At 63.3% G+C, this 20,250-nt stretch carries 20 protein-coding genes; 12 read left to right on the forward strand and 8 right to left on the reverse strand.

What is annotated here, in order from left to right; all coding sequences use genetic code 11:
• A partial coding sequence (locus tag AC0C6X_RS28585) for a benzoate/H(+) symporter BenE family transporter (RefSeq protein ID WP_472956403.1) occupies positions 1-438 on the reverse strand: 438 nt, incomplete at its 3' end.
• Between the two features lie 250 nt (positions 439-688).
• Here AC0C6X_RS28585 and AC0C6X_RS28590 point away from each other — a divergent pair.
• From AC0C6X_RS28590 to AC0C6X_RS28600, 3 genes are all read left to right on the forward strand, one after another.
• Positions 689-1,645 carry a helix-turn-helix domain-containing protein gene (locus AC0C6X_RS28590; protein ID WP_472956405.1) on the forward strand — a complete coding sequence of 319 codons (957 nt, stop codon included), beginning with the start codon at positions 689-691 and terminating at the stop codon, positions 1,643-1,645.
• Positions 1,646-2,006: 361 nt separating this feature from the next.
• Positions 2,007-3,515 (forward strand): aldehyde dehydrogenase, encoded by a 1,509-nt coding sequence (adh, locus tag AC0C6X_RS28595; RefSeq protein WP_173517390.1) that lies wholly within the window; start codon positions 2,007-2,009, stop codon positions 3,513-3,515.
• Between the two features lie 176 nt (positions 3,516-3,691).
• Positions 3,692-4,069, forward strand: coding sequence for a DUF779 domain-containing protein (locus AC0C6X_RS28600; protein WP_247958713.1), 378 nt, complete (start codon positions 3,692-3,694; stop codon positions 4,067-4,069).
• A 6-nt stretch (positions 4,070-4,075) separates the two neighbouring features.
• Here AC0C6X_RS28600 and AC0C6X_RS28605 read toward each other — a convergent pair whose 3' ends face one another.
• Entirely contained in the window at positions 4,076-4,981 is a 906-nt protein-coding gene (locus tag AC0C6X_RS28605; protein WP_247958519.1) for a LysR family transcriptional regulator, read from the reverse strand.
• Between the two features lie 118 nt (positions 4,982-5,099).
• On the opposite strand from AC0C6X_RS28605, the gene AC0C6X_RS28610 reads away from it, so the two are divergent.
• Positions 5,100-6,128 (forward strand): aldo/keto reductase, encoded by a 1,029-nt coding sequence (locus tag AC0C6X_RS28610; RefSeq protein WP_472956408.1) that lies wholly within the window; start codon positions 5,100-5,102, stop codon positions 6,126-6,128.
• A 72-nt stretch (positions 6,129-6,200) separates the two neighbouring features.
• Here AC0C6X_RS28610 and AC0C6X_RS28615 read toward each other — a convergent pair whose 3' ends face one another.
• The 4 genes from AC0C6X_RS28615 to pgeF all read right to left on the reverse strand — a co-directional run bounded on the left by AC0C6X_RS28615 (position 6,201) and on the right by pgeF (position 10,182).
• Positions 6,201-7,133: a ribose-phosphate pyrophosphokinase gene (locus AC0C6X_RS28615; RefSeq protein WP_173517387.1), complete on the reverse strand. Its 933-nt coding sequence runs from the start codon at positions 7,131-7,133 to the stop codon at positions 6,201-6,203.
• A 207-nt stretch (positions 7,134-7,340) separates the two neighbouring features.
• Positions 7,341-8,150 (reverse strand): hypothetical protein, encoded by an 810-nt coding sequence (locus AC0C6X_RS28620; RefSeq protein WP_173517386.1) that lies wholly within the window; start codon positions 8,148-8,150, stop codon positions 7,341-7,343.
• 84 nt (positions 8,151-8,234) lie between these two features.
• The gene (locus AC0C6X_RS28625) at positions 8,235-9,386 is read right to left on the reverse strand and encodes a M24 family metallopeptidase (protein WP_472956411.1); all 1,152 of its coding nucleotides are present in this window, start codon (positions 9,384-9,386) and stop codon (positions 8,235-8,237) included.
• A gap of 1 nt (position 9,387) precedes the next feature.
• Positions 9,388-10,182 (reverse strand): peptidoglycan editing factor PgeF, encoded by a 795-nt coding sequence (gene pgeF / locus AC0C6X_RS28630; RefSeq protein ID WP_173517384.1) that lies wholly within the window; start codon positions 10,180-10,182, stop codon positions 9,388-9,390.
• 370 nt (positions 10,183-10,552) lie between these two features.
• Between pgeF and AC0C6X_RS28635 the strand changes: the two genes are divergently transcribed.
• From AC0C6X_RS28635 to AC0C6X_RS28645, 3 genes are all read left to right on the forward strand, one after another.
• Positions 10,553-11,695, forward strand: a complete 1,143-nt coding sequence (locus AC0C6X_RS28635) for a TRAP transporter substrate-binding protein (RefSeq protein WP_472956412.1) — start codon at positions 10,553-10,555, stop codon at positions 11,693-11,695.
• A gap of 174 nt (positions 11,696-11,869) precedes the next feature.
• Positions 11,870-12,538, forward strand: coding sequence for a TRAP transporter small permease subunit (locus AC0C6X_RS28640; protein ID WP_173517382.1), 669 nt, complete (start codon positions 11,870-11,872; stop codon positions 12,536-12,538).
• A complete protein-coding gene (locus tag AC0C6X_RS28645; protein ID WP_173517381.1) occupies positions 12,535-14,280 on the forward strand; it encodes a TRAP transporter large permease in 1,746 nt (581 codons plus the stop codon). Before AC0C6X_RS28640 ends, AC0C6X_RS28645 begins: the two co-directional genes overlap by 4 nt.
• 28 nt (positions 14,281-14,308) lie before the next feature.
• Here the strand turns inward: AC0C6X_RS28645 and AC0C6X_RS28650 are convergent, their stop codons facing one another.
• Together AC0C6X_RS28650 and lgt are read right to left on the reverse strand one after the other, a co-directional pair.
• Entirely contained in the window at positions 14,309-15,412 is a 1,104-nt protein-coding gene (locus AC0C6X_RS28650) for a class I SAM-dependent methyltransferase (RefSeq protein ID WP_173517380.1), read from the reverse strand.
• A 63-nt stretch (positions 15,413-15,475) separates the two neighbouring features.
• Complete coding sequence (gene lgt, locus AC0C6X_RS28655) at positions 15,476-16,315, reverse strand: prolipoprotein diacylglyceryl transferase (protein WP_472956415.1); 840 nt, start codon at positions 16,313-16,315, stop codon at positions 15,476-15,478.
• Between the two features lie 213 nt (positions 16,316-16,528).
• Between lgt and AC0C6X_RS28660 the strand changes: the two genes are divergently transcribed.
• The 5 genes from AC0C6X_RS28660 (at position 16,529) to AC0C6X_RS28680 (ending at position 20,246) form a co-directional block, all read left to right on the forward strand.
• On the forward strand, positions 16,529-16,789 hold the full coding sequence (locus AC0C6X_RS28660; protein WP_173518179.1) for an accessory factor UbiK family protein: 261 nt from the start codon (positions 16,529-16,531) through the stop codon (positions 16,787-16,789).
• 448 nt (positions 16,790-17,237) lie between these two features.
• Entirely contained in the window at positions 17,238-17,738 is a 501-nt protein-coding gene (locus tag AC0C6X_RS28665; protein WP_043618087.1) for a type III secretion system chaperone family protein, read from the forward strand.
• Positions 17,739-17,740: 2 nt separating this feature from the next.
• On the forward strand, positions 17,741-18,559 hold the full coding sequence (proC, locus tag AC0C6X_RS28670) for a pyrroline-5-carboxylate reductase (protein WP_173517378.1): 819 nt from the start codon (positions 17,741-17,743) through the stop codon (positions 18,557-18,559).
• 349 nt (positions 18,560-18,908) lie between these two features.
• Positions 18,909-19,868 (forward strand): LysR family transcriptional regulator, encoded by a 960-nt coding sequence (locus AC0C6X_RS28675; RefSeq protein ID WP_472956419.1) that lies wholly within the window; start codon positions 18,909-18,911, stop codon positions 19,866-19,868.
• 36 nt (positions 19,869-19,904) lie between these two features.
• A complete protein-coding gene (locus tag AC0C6X_RS28680) occupies positions 19,905-20,246 on the forward strand; it encodes a tRNA-binding protein (protein WP_173517376.1) in 342 nt (113 codons plus the stop codon).
• The last annotated feature ends 4 nt before the right edge of the window (positions 20,247-20,250 follow it).

Consider the following 20,250-nt stretch of genomic DNA (forward strand, 5'->3'; position numbering starts at 1 on the left):
GAAGTCAATCGCCTTGACCGGCGCGAAGCAGAGGCTGAGCAGCACGCCGGCAAGCATGGCGTTGGCGAGCGGGGCAGGGATGGTGGAAACCAGGCGGCCGAGCGGCTTCCAGAGGCCAGCGATGATGACGAGCAATCCGCAGACGAGAAAAGCGCCGACGGCAGCATTGAAGCCGCCCTCGACGACACCGGCGCTCGCGAGCAGGGCGGCACCCGGCGTCGACCAGGCGATGCTGACCGGCAGCCGCGTGACGGCGCTGATGACGATCGCGCAGACGCCCATGGAGATCGACAGCGCCATCAGCCCGGAGGCGGCCTGTGCTTCGCTGGCGCCGACGCCGGTCAGCCCATGCAGCACGACGGCGAAGGAACTGGCGAAGCCGACGAAGGCGATCAGCAGGCCCATGAAAAGGCTCTGGAGCGAGAAGTCACGAAACATGGCGGCAACCGGCTGTTGTGGGTTCTAGTCGTAGCGATTTGATCCTTTCGCCTACCACATTCGGGCCGGCTGTCGATATCGGCGGCGTGATACACCGATCAATCTCGCTGACGGGTGCTCCAGTCCTCGAACCTTCGTCTGGCTGGACCTTTGCGGAGATCGTTGGCTATAGTGTTGCGCAGGCAGGTGCGCCGTTTGGGAGATCGGCGGCATCCGTCTTCGCCGGTCGACGCTTTCAGGGAGGAAGGCGATGCCTGTCGTCAGGGATCATTCGGAACTTGTCTATCGGGTCGCGCACCAGCCTTCGGCCGCGGCGAGTTCGCCGGTGGCCGCCTCCTGGCGCCGCTGCATGACCCTGCACAAGCTTGCACCGGAGGAAGCGCGTACGCCGCTTCGGCTGTTGGACAGCGAGTTTCTCTCGGTCCGCGAACGTTCGGGTGAATTGCTGGCCGAGGCCGACATCGAGCTCGACCGGTTGTTTGCGACCGTCGGCAAGGCCGGCTGCTGCCTGCTCCTCACCGACAACGATGGCGTGGCGCTCGAACGACGCGGTGCGGTCGGCGACGACGCGGATTTTCGCGGCGTCGGGCTCTGGTCGGGAACCGTGTGGAGCGAGGCGAGCGTCGGCACGAACGGCATCGGCACGGCGATCGCCGACGAGCGCGCCGTCGTCATCCAGCGCGACCAGCATTTCCTCAGCCGCAATATCGGCTTGAGCTGCGCCACCGCGCCGATCCGCGACCACCGCGGCCGGCTGGCCGCGGCCATCGACATTTCCACCTGCCGCGACGATGCCTCCGAGATCACCATGTCGATCCTGTCGCAGGCGGTTCGCGATGCCGCCGCGCGCATCGAGGCTGGACTCTTCCGTCGTGCCTTTGCCGGTGCGCGCATCGTGCTGGTGCCGGTCGATCGCGCCGGGCCAGCGCTTCTCGCCGTCGACCGCGATGACCTCGTGCTCGGCGCCACCCGTGCGGCGCGGCAATGGCTCGATCTCGACGACAAACGCATTGCCGCCGGGGTTCCAGCCTCCGACCTGCTGAGGGAGGACACATCGGGCGATGCCGCCGAACTTCCCGACGCGGAGCGCGCCGCCCTTCGCCGCGTGCTTTCGCGTGCCAACGGCAACGTTTCCATGGCGGCCGAGCTGCTCGGCATCAGCCGCGCCACGCTTTACCGCAAGATGAAGCGGCTATCGGTGAATTGATCTTCCTACGCTATCTGGAGGCTGCCCCTCATCCTAACCTTCTCCCCGCAGGCGGGGAGAAGGGACGAGCCCTATAGCGGTCGTTGTGCTCATGGTGGCCCGGGTGCTTGGGGAATGGGGAGCGCGCAAATTGTACCTTCTCCCCGTGATCACGGGGAGAAGGTACCGGCAGGGGGATGAGGGGCAGCTTCTGACCGTCGCCGTTTCCCTGCTTGCTGCATTGCAGCACGCTCGATGGAGCCAAGCTGTCTCAATTCTGAAACAGATCGTCTCGCCAGTGATTTCGCCGGCCTATCGAAGACGCGCGTTCGGTCTCACCTTCCTCTTACAGCTCTGTTGCTGGTTTCAGGGAGGAATGACCATGTTGCATCAGAAGATCGTCGAAAGCCCGTTCAAGCAGAAATACGGCAACTTCATCGGCGGCGAATGGCGCGAGCCGGTGGCCGGCCGCTACTTCGACAACACGACGCCGGTGACGGGCGGCGTGCTTTGCCAGGTGGCGCGCTCGGATGCCGCCGACATCGAGCTGGCGCTCGACGCCGCCCACGCGGTTCGCGAGAAATGGGGCCGGACCTCGGCTGCCGAGCGTTCCAACATCCTGATGAAGATCGCCGGCCGCATGGAGGACAATCTCGAACTCCTGGCGCGCGCCGAAACCTTCGACAACGGCAAGCCGATCCGCGAGACCATGGCAGCCGACATTCCGCTCGCCATCGACCACTTCCGCTATTTCGCCGCCTGCATCCGCGCCCAGGAAGGTTCGATCGGCGAGATCGACCACGATACGGTCGCCTATCACTTCCATGAGCCGCTCGGCGTCGTCGGCCAGATCATCCCCTGGAACTTCCCAATCCTGATGGCCGCGTGGAAGTTGGCACCGGCGCTCGCCGCCGGCAACTGCGTCGTGTTGAAGCCGGCCGAGCAGACGCCGGCCTCGATCCTCGTCTGGGCGGAACTGATCGGCGATCTTCTGCCGGCGGGCGTGCTCAACATCGTCAACGGCTTCGGCCTCGAAGCCGGCAAGCCGCTCGCCACCAGCCCGCGCATCGCCAAGATCGCCTTTACCGGCGAGACGACGACCGGCCGGCTGATCATGCAATATGCCAGCCAGAACCTCATTCCGGTGACGCTGGAACTCGGCGGCAAGTCGCCGAACATCTTCTTCGCCGACGTGCTCGCCGAGGATGACGACTATTTCGACAAGGCGCTCGAAGGCTTTGCCATGTTCGCGCTGAACCAGGGCGAAGTCTGCACCTGCCCGAGCCGCGCGCTGGTGCAGGAGAGCATCTACGATCGCTTCATGGAACGGGCGGTGAAGCGCGTCGAGGCGATCCGCCAGGGCAACCCACTCGACAGCGCCACGATGATCGGCGCGCAGGCGTCGAGCGAACAGCTCGAAAAGATCCTCTCCTATATCGATATCGGCAAGCAGGAAGGTGCCGAAGTGCTGACCGGTGGCGGCCGCAACGTGCTCGAAGGCGAGCTGTCGGAAGGCTTCTACGTCAAGCCGACCGTCTTCCGCGGGCACAACAAGATGCGCATCTTCCAGGAGGAAATCTTCGGGCCGGTGGTCTCGGTCACCACCTTCAAGACCGAAGCCGAAGCGCTGGAGATCGCCAACGACACGCTCTACGGCCTCGGTGCCGGCGTCTGGAGCCGCGATGCCAACCGTTGCTATCGCTTCGGTCGCGAGATCCAGGCCGGTCGCGTCTGGACCAATTGCTACCACGCCTATCCGGCCCATGCGGCCTTCGGCGGCTACAAGCAGTCCGGCATCGGCCGCGAGACGCACAAGATGATGCTCGATCACTACCAGCAGACCAAGAACATGCTGGTAAGCTACAGCCCGAAGGCGCTCGGCTTCTTCTGATCGCAACCTGCCTTTCCCGCCACCGGGGAAGGCAATGCGAGCGGGACGGGAGGGTCGTCTCCACCCTTCCTCCCGCTCGAGCGGCGGCTGAGGTGTGCTCTCCACCTGCGCCTCAGCCGACCAATGCAGGATGCGCTCGATCAGGGAGGCTCGCCATGTCCATCGAAATGACGGAAATGACAGAGATCAACGAACCGCGCGTGCTTGCGACGGATGCGGCCCTCGATCTCATCGCCGAGATTCGGCGCGACCACCCCGATATCCTGTTTCACCAGTCCGGCGGTTGCTGCGACGGCTCGTCACCCATGTGTTATCCGGCCGATGATTACATCGTCGGCGACAATGACGTGAAGCTCGGCGAAATCGGCGGCGTACCCGTCTATATTAGCGCCAGCCAGTTCGAGGTCTGGAAGCACACGCAACTGATCATCGACGTGGTGCCGGGCAGGGGCGGCATGTTCTCGCTCGACAACGGACGGGAGAAGCGGTTCCTGACGCGGTCGCGGTTGTTCGGCGGTGGAGAAGCCTGCGCCGTCGTCTTTCGTGGACGCTGAGATGATCTATCTCCGCTCCCGCGCGATCCTTGCCGCCAGATCGAGAAACGCCCGCAACTTGGGCTGGGTCTGGGCCTTCGCCGGGAAATAGATGAAGAGGCCGGGCGACGTCGGCAGATGGGCCTCGAGCACCCGTTCGAGGCGCCCGCTTGCGACGGCGTCGTGCACGGAAAGGTCCGGCAGATAAGCGAGCCCGATGCCGGCTTCCGCCATCTCCACGAGCATCTGGGAGTCATTGACGGTCAGCCCGCCGGGTACGTCGACGGAGAAGTCGCGTCCTTCCCGCTCGAACTCCCAGCGGTAGATCGTGCCGGACGCCGGATAGCGATAGCGGATCGCCTCGTGGCGCGTCAGCTCTTCGGGCGTCTGCGGCCGGCCGCGCTTGATGAAGTACGACGGCGAGCCGACCACGGCCCAGGTGATGTCGGGCGTCAGCCGGACGGCAATCATATCTTTCTCGACCGCCTCGCCGATGCGGATACCGGCATCGAAGCCGCGCTCGGTGATGTCGACTGCAGCATCGTCGATCGCGATTTCCAAGGAGATATCGGGATGGGCCTGCCGGAAGCGCGGCAGCAGCGGTGTCAGCACCAATGGGATCGCCATGCGCGGCACAGTCAGCCGCAGGTTGCCCATGGGTCGGTCGCGAAAGTCGCCGAGCAGCTCATAGGCATCGGCAATCTCTAAAGCCGCAGGACGCACGCGCTTCAGAAATGCGCTACCGGCCTCGGTCAAGGCGACACGCCGCGTGGTGCGGACGAAGAGCTGCAGGCCGAGACGGCTTTCCAGCGCCCTGATCGTCTGACTGACGGCATTGGGCGTGACGCCGAGCATCGCCGCTGCCGCCGTGAAGCTGTTGTGCTCCGCGACCGCCAGAAACTCCCGCAATCCGTTGAAGGGGTCGTCCGCCATTTGCCGATTATGAAGATTTTCTTCCAGAGCTTTAAAGATAAAGCCTGTTTTTCGCAAGAATCAACTTTGGCATGTTCTCTGCAACCTAAACCGGTCTCTCGAGAGGATGGAGAACGACATGCAATATACGACGCTTGGAAATACCGGTCTCGTGGTCTCGCGCCTTGCCTTCGGCGCCATGACCTTTACCGCCGGCGACCGCAGCCTCGGTGCCGTCTATAAGACCGATGCGGAAGCGGCCGATGCCCTGGTCGGGCAGGCGCTGGACGCGGGCATCAATTTCTTCGATACGGCCGACGCCTATGCCTCCGGGCAATCGGAGCGGATCCTCGGCGAGGCGCTCAAGTCCCGTCGCGACGAGGTGGTGATCGCCACGAAGGTCGGCTTCCGCAGCGGGGCGCCGCTCACCCAGGCGGGCCTCTCGCGCCGCCATATCCTCTGGTCGGTGGACCAGAGCCTCAAGCGCCTCGGCACCGACTGGGTCGATACCTACATCGTCCACAAGGAGGATCCGCACACGCCGCTCGAGGAGACGCTTTCCGCGCTCGACGCGGTCGTGCGTTCCGGCAAGGTGCGCTACATCGGTTTTTCCAACTGGTCGGCCTGGAAGGTGGCGGCGGCAATGGAGATTCAGAAGGCCAACGGGCTGGCGCCCTTCACCCATGGCCAGATGCATTATTCGCTGCTCGGCCGCGACGTGGAGCGCGACGTCATCCCGATGATGCAGCGTTACAGGCTGGGACTGACGGTCTGGAGCCCGCTCGCATCGGGCTTCCTCTCTGGCAAATACACCCGCGAGAATCTGGGCGATCCGGACAACCGCTATTCCGGTTTCGACATCCTGCCCTTCGACAAGGAACAGGGATTCAAGCTGGTGGAGCGCATGCGCGGGATTGCCGATCACCATGGGGCCAGCGTAGCGCAGGTGGCGATCGCCTGGCTGCTGGCGAAGAAGGCGGTGACGAGCGTGCTGCTCGGCGCCTCCAAGCCGCACCAGCTCGAGGACAATCTCGGCGCGGCGGATCTCGTCCTGACGCCAGCGGAAATCGCCGCGCTCGACGCCGAGACCGTGCCCGCGCCGGTCTATCCCAACTGGTTCATCGACAATCTCGTCGACCAGCCGGTGGCCCAGGCTCTCGGGAAATAGCACCATCTCCGCAACGAAAAACGCCGGCGCTCTGGCGCGCCGGCGTTCATGAATTGCCGAGTTGGAAACGCCTCAGTCGAAGAGGCTCGATACCGACTCTTCCTGGCTGGTGCGGCTGATGGCTTCGCCGAGCAGGCCCGCCGTCGTGATCACGCGGATATTGTGAGCGGACTGGACGGCCGTGGTCGGCTGGATCGAGTCGGTGATGACGAGTTCCTTCAGCATCGACGAACTGACGCGGGCAACCGCGCCGCCGGAGAGGACGCCGTGGGTGATATAGGCGGTGACGCTGGTCGCGCCGTTCTTCAGCAGCGCTTCGGCCGCGTTGCAGAGCGTGCCGCCGGAATCGACGATGTCGTCGATCAGCAGGCAGTCCTTGCCCCTCACGTCGCCGATGACGTTCATGACTTCCGATTCACCCGGACGGTCGCGACGCTTGTCGACGATCGCCAGCAGACAGTCGAGGCGCTTGGCGAGTGCGCGGGCGCGCACGACGCCGCCGACGTCGGGCGAAACGACCATGACGTTCTTGAGGTCGTAGTTTTCCTTGACGTCACGCGCCAGGATCGGGATCGCATAGAGGTTATCGGTCGGGATATCGAAGAAGCCCTGGATCTGCCCGGCATGAAGATCGAGGGTCAGCACGCGGTCGGCGCCGGCCTCGGTGATCAGGTTGGCGACGAGCTTGGCGGAGATCGGCGTGCGCGGACCGGGTTTGCGGTCCTGGCGGGCATAGCCGAAATAGGGAAGCACTGCGGTGATGCGGCGGGCGGAGGAGCGGCGCACCGCGTCGATCATGATGAGCAGTTCCATCAGGTGATCGTTGGTGGGGAAAGAGGTCGACTGGATGATGAACACATCCTCGCCACGCACGTTTTCGCCGATCTCGACGAAGATTTCCTGATCGGCGAAACGGCGTACTGTCGCCTTGCCGAGGGGCAGGTTGAGATAGTTGCAGATCGCTTCGGCCAGGAGCCGGTTCGAATTGCCTGCGAAAACCTTCATTGACGGACCGCCTTGAGCTGGCGCGGTCACCGTCCGGCACTTTTCCGGGAGCGGTGTGTTCCGCGCAGATTCCGAGAGCCATTCCAATCGCGGACATTCTTTGCGGATGGCCGCCGTTCAGAGCTGATCGGCCGCTTTTTAGCGAGACTGAACTTGAATGCAAGGGGAATGCTGCGCCGCGAAGGCCAATATTCTAAAAACTTTGTGTCAACCGGCCTGGGATTGCCGCCATTCGAGGTAGGCGTTGATGGTTTTTGTCGCGATCCCCTGCATGGTTGTCGCCGGTACTCCGCTCCACAGGTCGGCGCCGCCGCCGGGAACCGATTCCTGTCCCTGGATGCGGTGCAGGCGGTTGCCGCTGCCGTCGAGCACGTCCCAGACATAGACGACGGTGGTCTTGTCGCCGTCCTTCAGGGTCGAGAAGTAGCCCTTGAGGATATGTTCGCTGCTGGCGTCGGTCGAACTCTTGATCGTCAGGCCATGTGCGCGTGCCTCGGCGCCGAGCTGTTTGGAAAGCGGCGTGATAGCCTGAACCGGCGCGCCGATGATCGGCAGGAAACGGATCGATCCGCTGGCCGCCGCGCTTGCCTTCGGCAGCGAAGCGACGCTCGGCTGGTTCTGAATGGTCTCTGCCGCGGCTGCCGTCTGCTGCACCGGCGTCGGCTGCGCTTGAGCCAAGCTCTGCACCGGCGCGGAACCGGCAGCGAGCCTGTTTGCCTGGCCTTCGAGTGTGCCGGCCGGATCGGTATAGGTCGCGTCGCCGGTGGCGTAGGCCGTCGGCGTGCTTGATGGGGCCGGCTCCGTGGTGAAGGCCGTGGCCTGGCTGACGGGCGCCCGCTGCACCGGCGCGACGGCGGTCTGGTTCGACATGGAGTCGAGGTCGGATTGCGTCACCGGCGGCGAGCGGAAGGTCCCGCCACCGACGTCGACCTGCGGCGTCAGCATGTCGGTGCTGTTGCAGCCGGCCAAGGCGGTGAGAAGGCCGAGGCTGAAAAGGGGCGTCGAGAGCTTTCGCATGGTCAACCGTCCGTTTCTTCGCGGCAGTTTCCTGAAATGGTCTCCTGTCGTCTGCCAGTTCAAAGCAATTCTAGGCGGATTTCCCTAAGCAGAAATGAAGTCGAGGCCGTATCGCGACAAGGCGCGTGGCGTATCCGTGGTGGTGAGGTAGGTCTGGCCGAGGGTCATGGCGGTGCCGCTGTCGGAATCCATGATGATCATGTGCACGAACAGCGACATGTTCGGCTCGATCTCCTGCGGGTTGCCGACATGGAACATCTGGTGCTCCATCCAGGAGGGCGAGAAGCGGGCGCCGAGCGAATAGCCGCAGGCATTCAGCCGGTGGCGGGCAAGGCCGCGCTCGTCCATGATCTTGGCATGCATGTCGAAGACGGTGCCGAACGTGTTACCGGGACGAAGCACCATCTCGATCGCCTGGATGGTTTCGCGGCAGGCGCTGTAGAGTTCGCGGTGACGGTTGGTCGGCTCGCCGATGACGACGGTGCGCATCATCGCGGCATGATAGTGGGCGCTGACGCCGGCCCATTCGAGCGTGAGTTGGTCCTGGCTGTCGAGCACGCGGCGCCCGGACTTGTAGCGGCAGAGCAGCGCGTCGGCGCCGGAGCCGATGATGAACTCGTTGGCCGGATAGTCACCGCCGCCCGCGAGGATCTTGCCCTGCATCGCCGCGAGGATGTCCGCCTCGTTGCCGCCGGCACGGATCAGCGGCAGCGCGGCATCGAGCGCATCATCGGCGAGGCTTGCCGCCTTCTCGACATAGGCGATCTCGGCGTCGCTCTTGATGAGGCGCAGACGGCTGACGAGGAGCGAGGCGTCGATCAGTTCGCCGAAGGTCTGGAGCTGGCGGTCGAGCAGGCGGGCGACGCGGCCGGTCATGCCGTGCGTGTCATATTCGACGCCGATGCGGCAGCCGAGCAGGTCGAGCTCGCTCAAGAGGTTCTTGAGGTCCAGGGTCGGATCGGCATTTGCCCGGTCCACCCAGATCTCGATGCGCTCGATGTTGGAGGTGTGGCGTGCCTGGCGCAGGTCGGCCGAACGCGTCAGCAGGACCATCGAGCCGTCCTTCTTCACGACCAGCGTCTGGAAGAAGCAGTAGCCGAAGGTATCGTAGCCCGTCAGCCAGTACATGCTCTCCTGGGCGAAGAGCAGCATCGCATCGAGCCTCTCCTCGCGCATCTTCTCCGTCAGCCGCTCGAGACGGCTTGCATATTCTTCCTGGGCAAAATGAAGCGCCATGTCAGGTCCCCCGTATGCAAATGGCGGAAATCTGTCGGCCGTAGTCCGGCTCCTGCCTGTGGGTCGTCCGACGGTAGGAGAAAAAACGCTCCTCGTCGGCATAGGTGCAAATATCGAGATTTTCGGCGGTAACGCCCGCTTCGGTCAACCGGCGGATCGTGAGGCCCGGCAGATCGAACATTGCGTGGCCGTCGCGGTCGGACGGCCTGAAATAGGATGCGTAGCTCTCGTTCGACGAGACGAAGCGCTCGACGAATTCGGCGCCGACCTCGTAGTTGCGGCGGCTGATCGACGGGCCGAGGCAGGCGACGATGCGATCGCGCCGGGCGCCGAGCGTCACCATCGCGTCGATCGTGCTTTCGAGCACGCCGCCGAGCGCACCTTTCCAGCCGGCATGGGCCGCGCCGATGACATTGGCTTCAGCATCGGCAAAAAGAATGGGGCCGCAATCGGCGGTCAGAACGCCGAGCACGATGCCCGGTGTCGCCGTCACCAGCGCGTCGGCGTCGGGCCGCGCGCCGTCATAGCTTCCGTCAATGATGACGGCGTCTGGAGAATGGACCTGGTGCACGGTCGCCAGCCGCTCCAGCGGGGCGCCGAACCAGCGGGCGACGCGGCTGCGGTTCTCGTTGACGTGAGCTCTTTCGTCCTTCGAGCCGAGACCGACATTCAGGCCGCGATAAAGCCCTTCGGAAACGCCGCCCTGGCGGGTGAAATAACCGTGGGCGATTGCCGGCCCGACCTTCTCGCTAAACAGCGAGCTTTGCACGGGAGAAAGCGCGGCGTCATGCTGCATCGGTATATGTGCCTTTGCTTTATGAATAAATTCAATGGGTTTGGGGGCGCGCTCCGGCCCGGCGACTGGCGGCTGATTTGCCGGCGCGATGTTGACCCGCGATGGCTGGGCTGTCAATTCCTGAACGACGGGGGATGCCGACGGCCTACGATCTTGAAGTGCGGTTGGGGCCCAGCCACGGCGCGATACGCGTTGACGAGAGCGCCTTCCCAATGCCCGCGCCGGCGCGAGGCAAAGCGGACAACCAGGAAGTTTGGATATGGCTCCTGCCTTCAGGTTTTCGAGCGATGGCGCCTGCAATCTTTGCGTGGGACCCGTTATGGGAGTATTGTCTAATATAACGGAATAGCTGAGCTTCCGGGAGGAGAAGATGAAACGAAGAACCCAGATCGAGGGTCGAACGTCGCGTCGCAAGTTCCTGGGTGGAGCCGCAATGGCCGGGGTTGCAATGGTCGCCGCGCCGAACGTTGTCAGGGCGCAGGGGCCGATCAGCATGCGTTGGCAAAGCACCTGGCCCTCCAAGGACATCTTTCACGAATTCGCGCTCGATTTCGCCAAGAAGGTCAATGATATGACCGGTGGCGACTTGAGGATAGAGGTGCTGCCCGCCGGCGCCGTGGTGCCGGCCTTCGGGCTGCTCGACGCCGTATCGCAAGGAACGCTCGACGGCGGCCACGGTGTCGTGGTCTACCATTACGGCAAGCAGGCGGCGTTGGCGCTATGGGGTTCCGGGCCGGGCTTCGCGATGGATGCCAACATGCTGCTCGCCTGGCACAAATACGGTGGCGGCAAAGAGCTGCTGGCAAAGCTCTATGAATCGATTGGTGCCAACGTCGTCTCGTTGCTCTACGGGCCGATGCCGACGCAGCCGCTCGGCTGGTTCAAGAAGCCGGTCGCAAAGCCTGAGGATCTCCAGGGCCTGAAGTTCCGTACCGTGGGCATCTCGATCGACGTCTTTACCGGGCTCGGCGCGGCGGTCAATGCGCTGCCGGGCGGCGAAATCGTTGCGGCACTCGACCGCGGCCTGATCGACGCGGCCGAGTTCAACAACGCCTCGTCTGACCGGGTGCTCGGTTTCCCGGATGTATCCAAGATCTGCATGTTGCAGAGCTACCACCAGAATGCCGAGCAGTTCGAAGTTCTGTTCAACAAGCAGAGATACGATGGTTTGCCTGAGCAGATGAAGGCGGTTATCACCAACGCCGTCGAGGCGGCGTCCGCGGACATGTCCTGGAAGGCGATCGATCGCTATTCCAAGGACTATTTGGAGATGCAGACGGTCGACAAGGTCAAGTTCTACAAGACCCCGGAGGCCATTCTCAAGACGCAGATGGAGGTCTACGACGAGGTGGTGAAGAAGAAGGCAGCGGAAAACCCGCTGTTCAAGGAGATCCTCGAATCTCAGATCGCCTTTGCCGAGCGGGCCACGCGCTGGGAACAGGACACCGTCGTTGGCCGGCGGCTGGCATTCGATCACTACTTCGGACAGGAGGGCGTGGCGAAAGATCTCTGAGGCACGGTCGCTTCGCGTCAATCAGTCGGGATTTCCGGCGGATGACGCCAGATCCCAATTCGCATTTCGGAGACAGTCGAAGGATCACGTTATTCGATAAATCAACGCGTTACAGCGAAGTCTGTGCGTTCTGAGGCGCGCCGTTGTAACGTCCCTCTTGCAGCGGGGGCATGCGTGAACGTTCAGCATTTTCTGCTCAGGGTCGATGCGATCAGCGTGTGGATCGGCAAAGCTGCAGCCTGGCTGATTATCGGGCTGATGACGCTGGTCTGCGTCGAGGTCGTCAAACGCTACGTCCTGAACATGCCGACGGCCTGGATATTCGACGCCAGCAACATGTTCTACGGCACTCTGTTCATGCTCGCCGGAGCATACGCCCTGGCGCAGAATGCCCATGTGCGCGGCGACTTCCTCTACAGTTCCATGCGGCCGCGCACGCAGGCCGCCCTTGATCTGGTCCTCTACATCCTCTTCTTCCTGCCCGGCGTCACCGCGCTCGTTTACGCCGGCTACGATTACGCAGCGCTTTCCTGGCGGATCGGCGAGCATTCCACCGTGACGGCCGAGGGGCCGCCGATCTATTATTTCAAGACCGTCATTCCGGTTGCAGGCGGTCTCGTCCTGCTTCAGGGACTGGCCGAGATCATGCGCTGCATCGTTTGCCTGCGGACCGGCGAATGGCCGAGCCGGCTTAGGGATGTGGAGGAGCTCGACGTCGTTGCCGAGCAACTCGAGCACAGCGAGCACGTGGACACGGAAACGCGCGAGGCGGCGATCGAGCGTGCGCAGGAGATCGACAGGGCGGCGCGGCAACGGGGCTTGGGGGGAGGGAGCGAAACGTGAGCGATCCACTCCTCGGACTGACGATGCTGATGCTCATCGTGGTGGTCATCATGATGGGGTTTCCCACGGCGTTTACGCTCATGGGGCTCGGCATGCTCTTCGGTTTCTACGCCTTCTACAATCCGGCCGAGCACTGGATCGACAATCGCGTCTTCGACCTGATGGTGCAGCGCACCTATGGGGCGATGACCAATGACGTTCTGATCTCGATCCCGTTGTTCGTGCTCATGGGCTATGTGATGGAGCGCGGGGCGCTGGTCGACAAGATGTTTTACAGCATCCAACTCGCGTTCAAGCGGGTGCCGGCGTCGCTCGCGGTCGCTACTCTCATCGTCTGCACCTTCTGGGGTATCGCCAGCGGTCTTGTCGGTGCAGTCGTCGTGCTGATGGGGGTGATTGCGTTCAATCCGATGTTGCGCGCCGGCTACGACGTAAAGCTCGCCTCCGGCGTGATCACCGCAGGCGGCACACTCGGCATTCTCATCCCGCCCTCGGTGATGATCATCGTTTATGCGGCAGTTGCCGGACAATCCGTGGTGAAACTTTACGCCGCTGCCATGTTCCCCGGCTTTTTCCTCGCGCTGCTCTACCTCGCCTATATTCTCGGCTGGGCGCTCATCAGCCCGAAGATCGCTCCGCCGCTGCCCGCGGAACAGAACAAGGTGCCGGTCAGGGCGTGGATGCGCGGCCTGCAGGCGGCGTATTCGCACAACATGCTGGCGGGGCTTTCCCGCGCTTTGGTCTCGCCGACAAGGGCGCTCGCGCTCGAAACCGAGGAGGGGTCCCTCAGCTACTGGGCGCTCGTCAAGAATTTCGGCGCTGCCCTGGTACCGCTCACACTGACGGCTCTCTCCATGGCGCTCGTGTGGTGGTATGTCGTCATCCATCCGCAGGCATCGGCGGAAGAGGCGGCGCCGGAGGGTCTGGAACAGCTCGGCGCGCCGGCGGCGGATGCCGGGCCGGCCTTGATCAACGGGCCGACGACTGCCTTCTACGTGTCCTTCTGGCTGATTGCCGCAAGCGCTGCGGTCGTGCTCATCCGCTACTACCGCAATATGGACGCGGAACGGCTGCAGGTGGTGAAGCTCTTGATCTCTTCCGTCATGCCGCTCGGCATCCTCACCATCGTCGTGCTCGGCGTCATCCTGTTCGGGATCACCACGGCGACCGAATCTGCGGCCGTCGGTGCTGCGGGGGCTTTCCTGCTCGCCTTCCAGGCCCGCACGCTCAACTGGAAGCGCACCAAGGAGGCGGTGTTCCTGACGGCGAAGACCACGGCCATGGTGTGCTGGCTCTTCGTGGGCTCGGCCTTGTTTTCCGCCGTCTTCGCCATACTTGGCGGCCAGGCGCTGATCGAGCAATGGGTGCTGTCGCTCGATCTGACGCCGGTGCAGTTCATGGTGCTTTCGCAGGCGATCATCTTCCTGCTCGGCTGGCCACTCGAATGGACCGAGATCATCATCATCTTCGTGCCGATTTTTCTGCCGCTGCTCAAGCACTTCGACATCGATCCGGTGCTCTGGGGCGTTCTCGTCTTCGTCAACCTGCAGGCGGCATTCCTGTCGCCCCCGGTCGCAATGTCCGCCTTCTACCTGAAGGGGGTCTCGCCACCGCATGTGACGATCAACCAGATCTTCGCCGGCATGATGCCCTACATGCTGATCGTCGTGCTCTGCATGGTCATCATGTATCTCTGGCCCGGGATAACCCTCTGGCTGCCCAACTATCTCTACGGCAGCTGACGAGTCGACCGTTCATCGGACTGCTGCGTCAGGCCTTCGGTTTGCGGAAGGGTGACAGGGGCACCGGCGGGCTGCTGACGGCGAGAACCTTGAAGAGTTCGCCCATCTTGCCGGCACCGGCGCCGGCGAGCCTTTCCACGTCCTGGCGGATGCTCTCTTGCGTCGCAGCGTCCTTGTCGCGGCCAAGTGCCGCGGCACGATCGAGAAGACCGAGCCCCACGAGGAAATCGCCCTGGTGCGCAAGGCCGTTGATCTGCACGTCGTCGGTCTTGGCGCGGCGGGCCAGCTGCTCGAAATCGACATGGCTGGTGAGATCGGCCCGCCCCGGATTGGCGAGTGGCGGATCATACTCGTGATTGCGAACGGCCTGCAGCGTATCGCCATAGCCGGTGGCGAGATGGCCGTAATCGATGATCACGGCGGTGCCGCCGCTGATCTTCAGCCGCTCGCAAAGGGCGGACATGACGGCGTCGCGGGCAGGGGCGATCTCGAAGATCGTGCCTTCGGCGACCCCTTGTGCCGGCGTCGGCAGGAGGCTCGGATCGATGCCAGCGACGCCGGCGGCAAAGGTCAGTTCGTCGTTGGCGTCGAGGCCGACCATGCGCTCGCGGAACCCTTGTGCGGTGCGCACGAATTGCCGGATCGGGATGGCATCGAACAGCTCGTTGGCGGCGAGCAGCAGGAAGCCTTCGGGCAAAGTCTCGAAGCTTGCGTGCCATTCGACCTTGTTGCGGTGGGCGGCAAGGGTTTCGGACTGGATCTTGCGCAGGCGCTCGCTGGTTTCGACGAGATGCACGCCGGCCGATGCATAGAGCTCCGGTGCGATGCGACGCACGACGCGCAGCATGTCGGCCATCATCGTGCCGCGGCCGGGGCCGATCTCGGCGATGACGGCACCTTCGGGCTTGCCGTGCTGCTGCCAGGCGTGGACGAGGAAGATGCCGATCATCTCGCCGAAGAGCTGGCTGATTTCCGGCGCCGTGGTGAAATCGCCCTCCCTGCCGAAAGGCTCGTGCACCCGGTAATAGCCGTGCTCCGGATCCGCCAGGCAAAGCGAGAAATAATCGGTGACGCTGATCGGCCCGTGAGCCTTGATCAGCGCCTTGATCTTGTCCGCGAGTGGTGTCGTCATGCGTTCGCCCAGTTGACGGGTGCGGCAGGAAAGCCGCACGCACCGTTCCTCCTCTTTCCGCGCTTAGGCTGCGGCCGCGCGGCGCGCCCGGGCGATCGCCCAGATGCCGGCGAGTGCCATCGGCAGCGACAGCACCATGCCCATCGTCAGCCAGCCGCCGACAAGATAGCCGATCTGGGCGTCCGGTTCGCGGAAGAATTCGACGAAAATGCGGCTCGAGGCGTAGCCAAGCACGAAGATGCCGGTGACAAGGCCCGGCGATTTCAACGCCTGGCGGCGGTAGACGAACCAGGCGAGCACGCAGAGCAGCATGAGGCCTTCGAGCGCCGCTTCGTAAAGCTGGCTCGGGTGGCGGGCAAAGGGCCCGCCGGTCGGAAAGACGATTGCCCAGGGCATCGACGACAGCCGGCCCCAGAGCTCGCCGTTGATGAAGTTGGCAATGCGACCGAAGAACAGGCCGATCGGGACGACGGCAGCGACGATATCGAACAGGCTCCAGAGACCGATGCCGTTGCGCCGCGCGAAGATGATCATGGCGAGCGTGGTGCCGAGGAAACCGCCATGGAACGACATGCCGCCGTTCCAGATTTCGATGGCGCGGATCGGATTGGCGAGCACGGAGCCGAGATCGTAGAAGAGGATGTAGCCGATGCGGCCGCCGAGAACGATGCCGCCGGCGGCCCAGAGCAGGAAGTCGTCGAGTTGCTGCAGCGTGATGGCGGGGGTCTCGTTGCGCCAGAGCGCAGTATTCATCGCGAGGCGGCGCGCATAGAACCAGCCGATCAGGATGCCCGCGACATAGGCGAGCCCGTACCAATGGACGGCGAGAGGCCCGATCTGGAAGATGACGGGGTCGATTTCGGGGAAGGGCAGGATGGCGAGGCGGGCCGCTAAAGTTTCCAAGATATGCTCTCGTATCTATTTTCTCGGGCAGGGGCCGATTGTTTGGCGGAACATGGCGAGCGATTTCCGCCGGGTCAAGGCGCCTGTGCGCGCGCCTTGGACACGGCGGCGTGATGGCATGTGATTTTCCTTGCATCCGCTCGCCGCTGACCCTACCTGAAATGCATGACCGCATCGCAATGCGAGGCGATGGCTGAAATGGAGATCGCGACGATGAGCACAGGCGCCAACCGCATTCTGGATGACTTTGCCAAGATAATGACCGATGCCGCAGGTGCCGCCCAGGGCGTGCGCCGCGAAGTCGAGACCGCCTTCCGCGCACAGGCCGAACGGGCGCTGAACTCGCTCGACGTGGTCAAGCGCGAGGAGTTCGAGATGGTCAAGGAAATGGCGATCAAGGCGCGCGAGGAAAACGATGCGCTGCTCGCCCGCATCGAGGCTTTGGAAGCGCGTCTCGCCGAGACCGGCAAGTAACGCGATTCCGCCGAAATAACGGTATTTCAGCGTTTTTACTTCGCCCGCGAACTGGTTTCGCGGGCGTTTTGCTGTCGTTTGTCCTGGATCGTCTGAAACGCCGTTGAGGCTGGTTAATAAAACCTGAAAAGTTTTCCACCTGTGGACACTGCCAAAAAACCCTTATGGCAGAGTCGGTTAAGCTCTCGCGCTTCATCCAAATGACAACGTGGACGCGATTCATCCCGGCTATTTTTCGGCCCGGGGGCTGGCAGCCAGACTCCGCCATTATACACTGATTTTAAATGATGATTCGAAACGAACCACGCAAGCTCCGGGCAGGGTAAGTCAGCCAGGATGGATGTGAGTTCAGCAATCATAGTGTGTTTGTAATCGGTGTCGGGTTTGCAGCGTTGCGTCTTGTGAGCGTGATGATGCACGTCTGCGCCACACCTATACAGGGTGATGCATGAGCCTTTTGGAAATGGAAGTCGAGCGCCAATCCAACCCGGTCGATATGATCGAGTTCGTGGCTGCAAACAACGACTGGTCGTTCGAGCGATCCGGCGAAGACGAAATCGCCATGACGGTCGAAGGCAAGTGGGCGGACTACCACGTTTCCTTCTCCTGGATGGAGGAATTCGAGGCTCTGCATCTCGCCTGCGCCTTCGACATCAAGGTTCCGGAAAGCCGGGTCAACGAAGTCATCCGCCTGCTCTCCCACATCAACGGACAGGTGCTGATGGGCCACTTCGACCTGTGGCGTCAGGAGGAAGTGGTGATCTTCCGCCAGTCGCTGCTGCTTGCCGGCGGCGCCGAGCCCACCAACCAGCAGGTCGAAGTTCTGCTTTCGAGCGCACTCGACGCTTGCGAATCCTATTATCAGGCGTTTCAATTCGTCGTCTGGTCCGGCATGGACGCGCAGCGCGCCGTCGATGCGGTCCTGTTCGAAACGGTTGGAGAAGCCTGATCATGACGAATGCCGCTTCCGGTCCCATCGTCCTCGTCGGCGCCGGCAATATGGGCGGCGCCATGCTTTCCGGCTGGCTGAAGAGTGGCGTCAAAGGCGCCGACGTGCTTGTCGTCGATCCCGGCCCGCCGCCGGCCATGGCCAAGCTCATCGCCGACAATGGCATAACACATGCGACGTCGGCGCCATCCGGCGTCCAGGCGGGCGTGATCTTCCTGGCGGTCAAGCCGCAGGTGATGGAAACCGTGCTGCCGCCGCTGAAGCCGCTCGTCGGGCCGGATACGGTCATCGTCTCGGTCGCGGCCGGCAAGACGCTCGCCTTCATCGAAACACATCTCGCCGCTGCCGCCACGGTTCGCGCCATGCCGAACACGCCGGCGATGATCGGCCGCGGCGTTACCGGCGCATTTGCCAATGCGCGCGTCAGCGAAGCGCAGCGCGCCCAGGTTCACGATCTCTTGAAGGTGAGCGGTCCCGTCGAGTGGGTCAGGACCGAAGCCGAGATCGATGCGGTGACGGCCGTTTCAGGCAGCGGCCCGGCCTATGTCTTCTACCTCGTCGAGTGCATGGCGGAGGCGGGCCGCAAGGCCGGCCTCGAGGCGGACCTCGCCATGCGGCTTGCGCGGGAAACCGTCGCGGGCGCTGGCGAGCTCCTGCACCAGTCCCCCGACGAAGCGGCACGGCTGCGCCAGAACGTGACCTCGCCCGGCGGCACGACGGCGGCGGCACTCTCCGTGCTGATGGCCGCCGATGGCATGCAGCCGCTTTTCGACAAGGCGATCGCCGCCGCGCGCAAACGGGCCGAAGAACTGGCAGGCTGAGCGGGCGAAGCCGCCGCGTCTTGACGGCACCGGTGTCGAGATTTCCGCTAAGGCGTGCACGTGCGGGACGCGCTTGCGCAAGCACCACGCTCCCGGTGTGTCTGCCGCTCGAACAGGATCCTCCAGATCGCGCCGATTGCCCGGCGGCACGCGTCGCCGATCGCGGCGCTGCGCTGACGTCGCGCCCACGCATGAAGCTGGTAGCTCGTCGGTACATCGTTCCGCTGCTTGCCCATTTCCTTCACCCTTCAGCGTCTCGTCTGCGTTCAGGTTCCAAGTTACAGCCTATCGCTGGACGCGATAATCCATGATAAATTCCCTTTAGCTGTGACGAAATGGAATAGATACAATGGATCGGCAGGAAGCCATGGCGGTGTATCTCGCCGTCGTCGAGGAGGGCGATTTCTCGGCGGCTGCGCGCCGGCTGCACATGACGCCGTCGGCGGTCAGCAAGATCATCGGCCGGCTCGAGGCGCGCCTCGGCGTGCGCCTGCTGCAGCGATCGACGCGCAGCATCAGCCTGACGAGCGAAGGCAGTGCCTATGCGGAGTCGGCCCGTCGCATCCTCGGCGACATCGAAGATGCGGAGTTCGCGATCCAGCCGGGTGCCGAGCCGCGCGGCCGTCTGCGGGTCAGCCTGCCGAGTGCCTTTGGCCATCGCCTGATCGTGCCGATGCTGCCTGATTTCATCGAGCGGTACCCCGAGATCGATCTCGAGCTCGATTTCAGCGATGCGATCGTCGATCTCATGAACGGCGATGCCGATGTCGCAATACGGGTTGCGGCGCAAAGCGACAGTACATTGGTGACCCGGCGCCTGGCATCCAACCGCCGTGTCATCTGCGCGGCGCCGGGTTATCTCGAGAGGCATGGCGTTCCCAAAACCCCCGACGAGTTGCAACGGCACGTCTGCCTTGCCATTACCGCCCACGGTCGCCTCAATGTCTGGGAGTTCCACGATGGCAGCAGTCGGCATGCGATCCGTGTTCGTGGTTCTGTCGAGGCCAACAGCACGGAAGCGCTGAGGCGGCTTGCGCTCGCGGGCATCGGGATCGTGCGGCTCTCGGAAATTCTCGTCGGCGATGACATCAGGGCGGGCTTGCTGGTGCCGCTTCTGACCGATTGCAACCACGCCGAGGCGGAACCGATCACCGTGGTCTATCCGCACCGGCGCTTCCTGCCGCCGCGGGTGCGCGTCTTTGTCGATTTCCTGGCCGAGCAGTTCTCGCGCCGCCCTTGGCAAGAGGCAAGATTTCACGGGGGATCCGCCGAAATCGGCCTGCTTCCGGAATCTCCCCCGATACTTTAAGCCCGACGGAACAGAACTTTTCACAAAGGAATTGTTATGGCTGAAACCATTGAATTTGCTGATTTCGAACGCGTCGATATTCGTGTGGGCACGATCGTCGAGGCCGAGCCGTTTCCGGAAGCACGCAAGCCGGCCTTCAAGCTGAAGATCGATTTCGGGCCGGAGATCGGCATAAAAAGATCATCGGCCCAAATCACGGTGCATTATCGTCCGGAAGAACTCGTCGGGCGGCAGGTGCTGGGCGTGGTCAATTTTCCGCCGCGCCAGATCGGTCCCGTGCGCTCCGAAGTGCTGACGCTGGGCTTTGAAGACGAAGCCGGCGCGATCGTGCTGGCTGCCGCCGAACGGCCGATCCCCAACGGCAAAAAACTGATGTGATCCC

It is taken from the genome of Ensifer sp. VA4 (assembly GCF_055710065.1).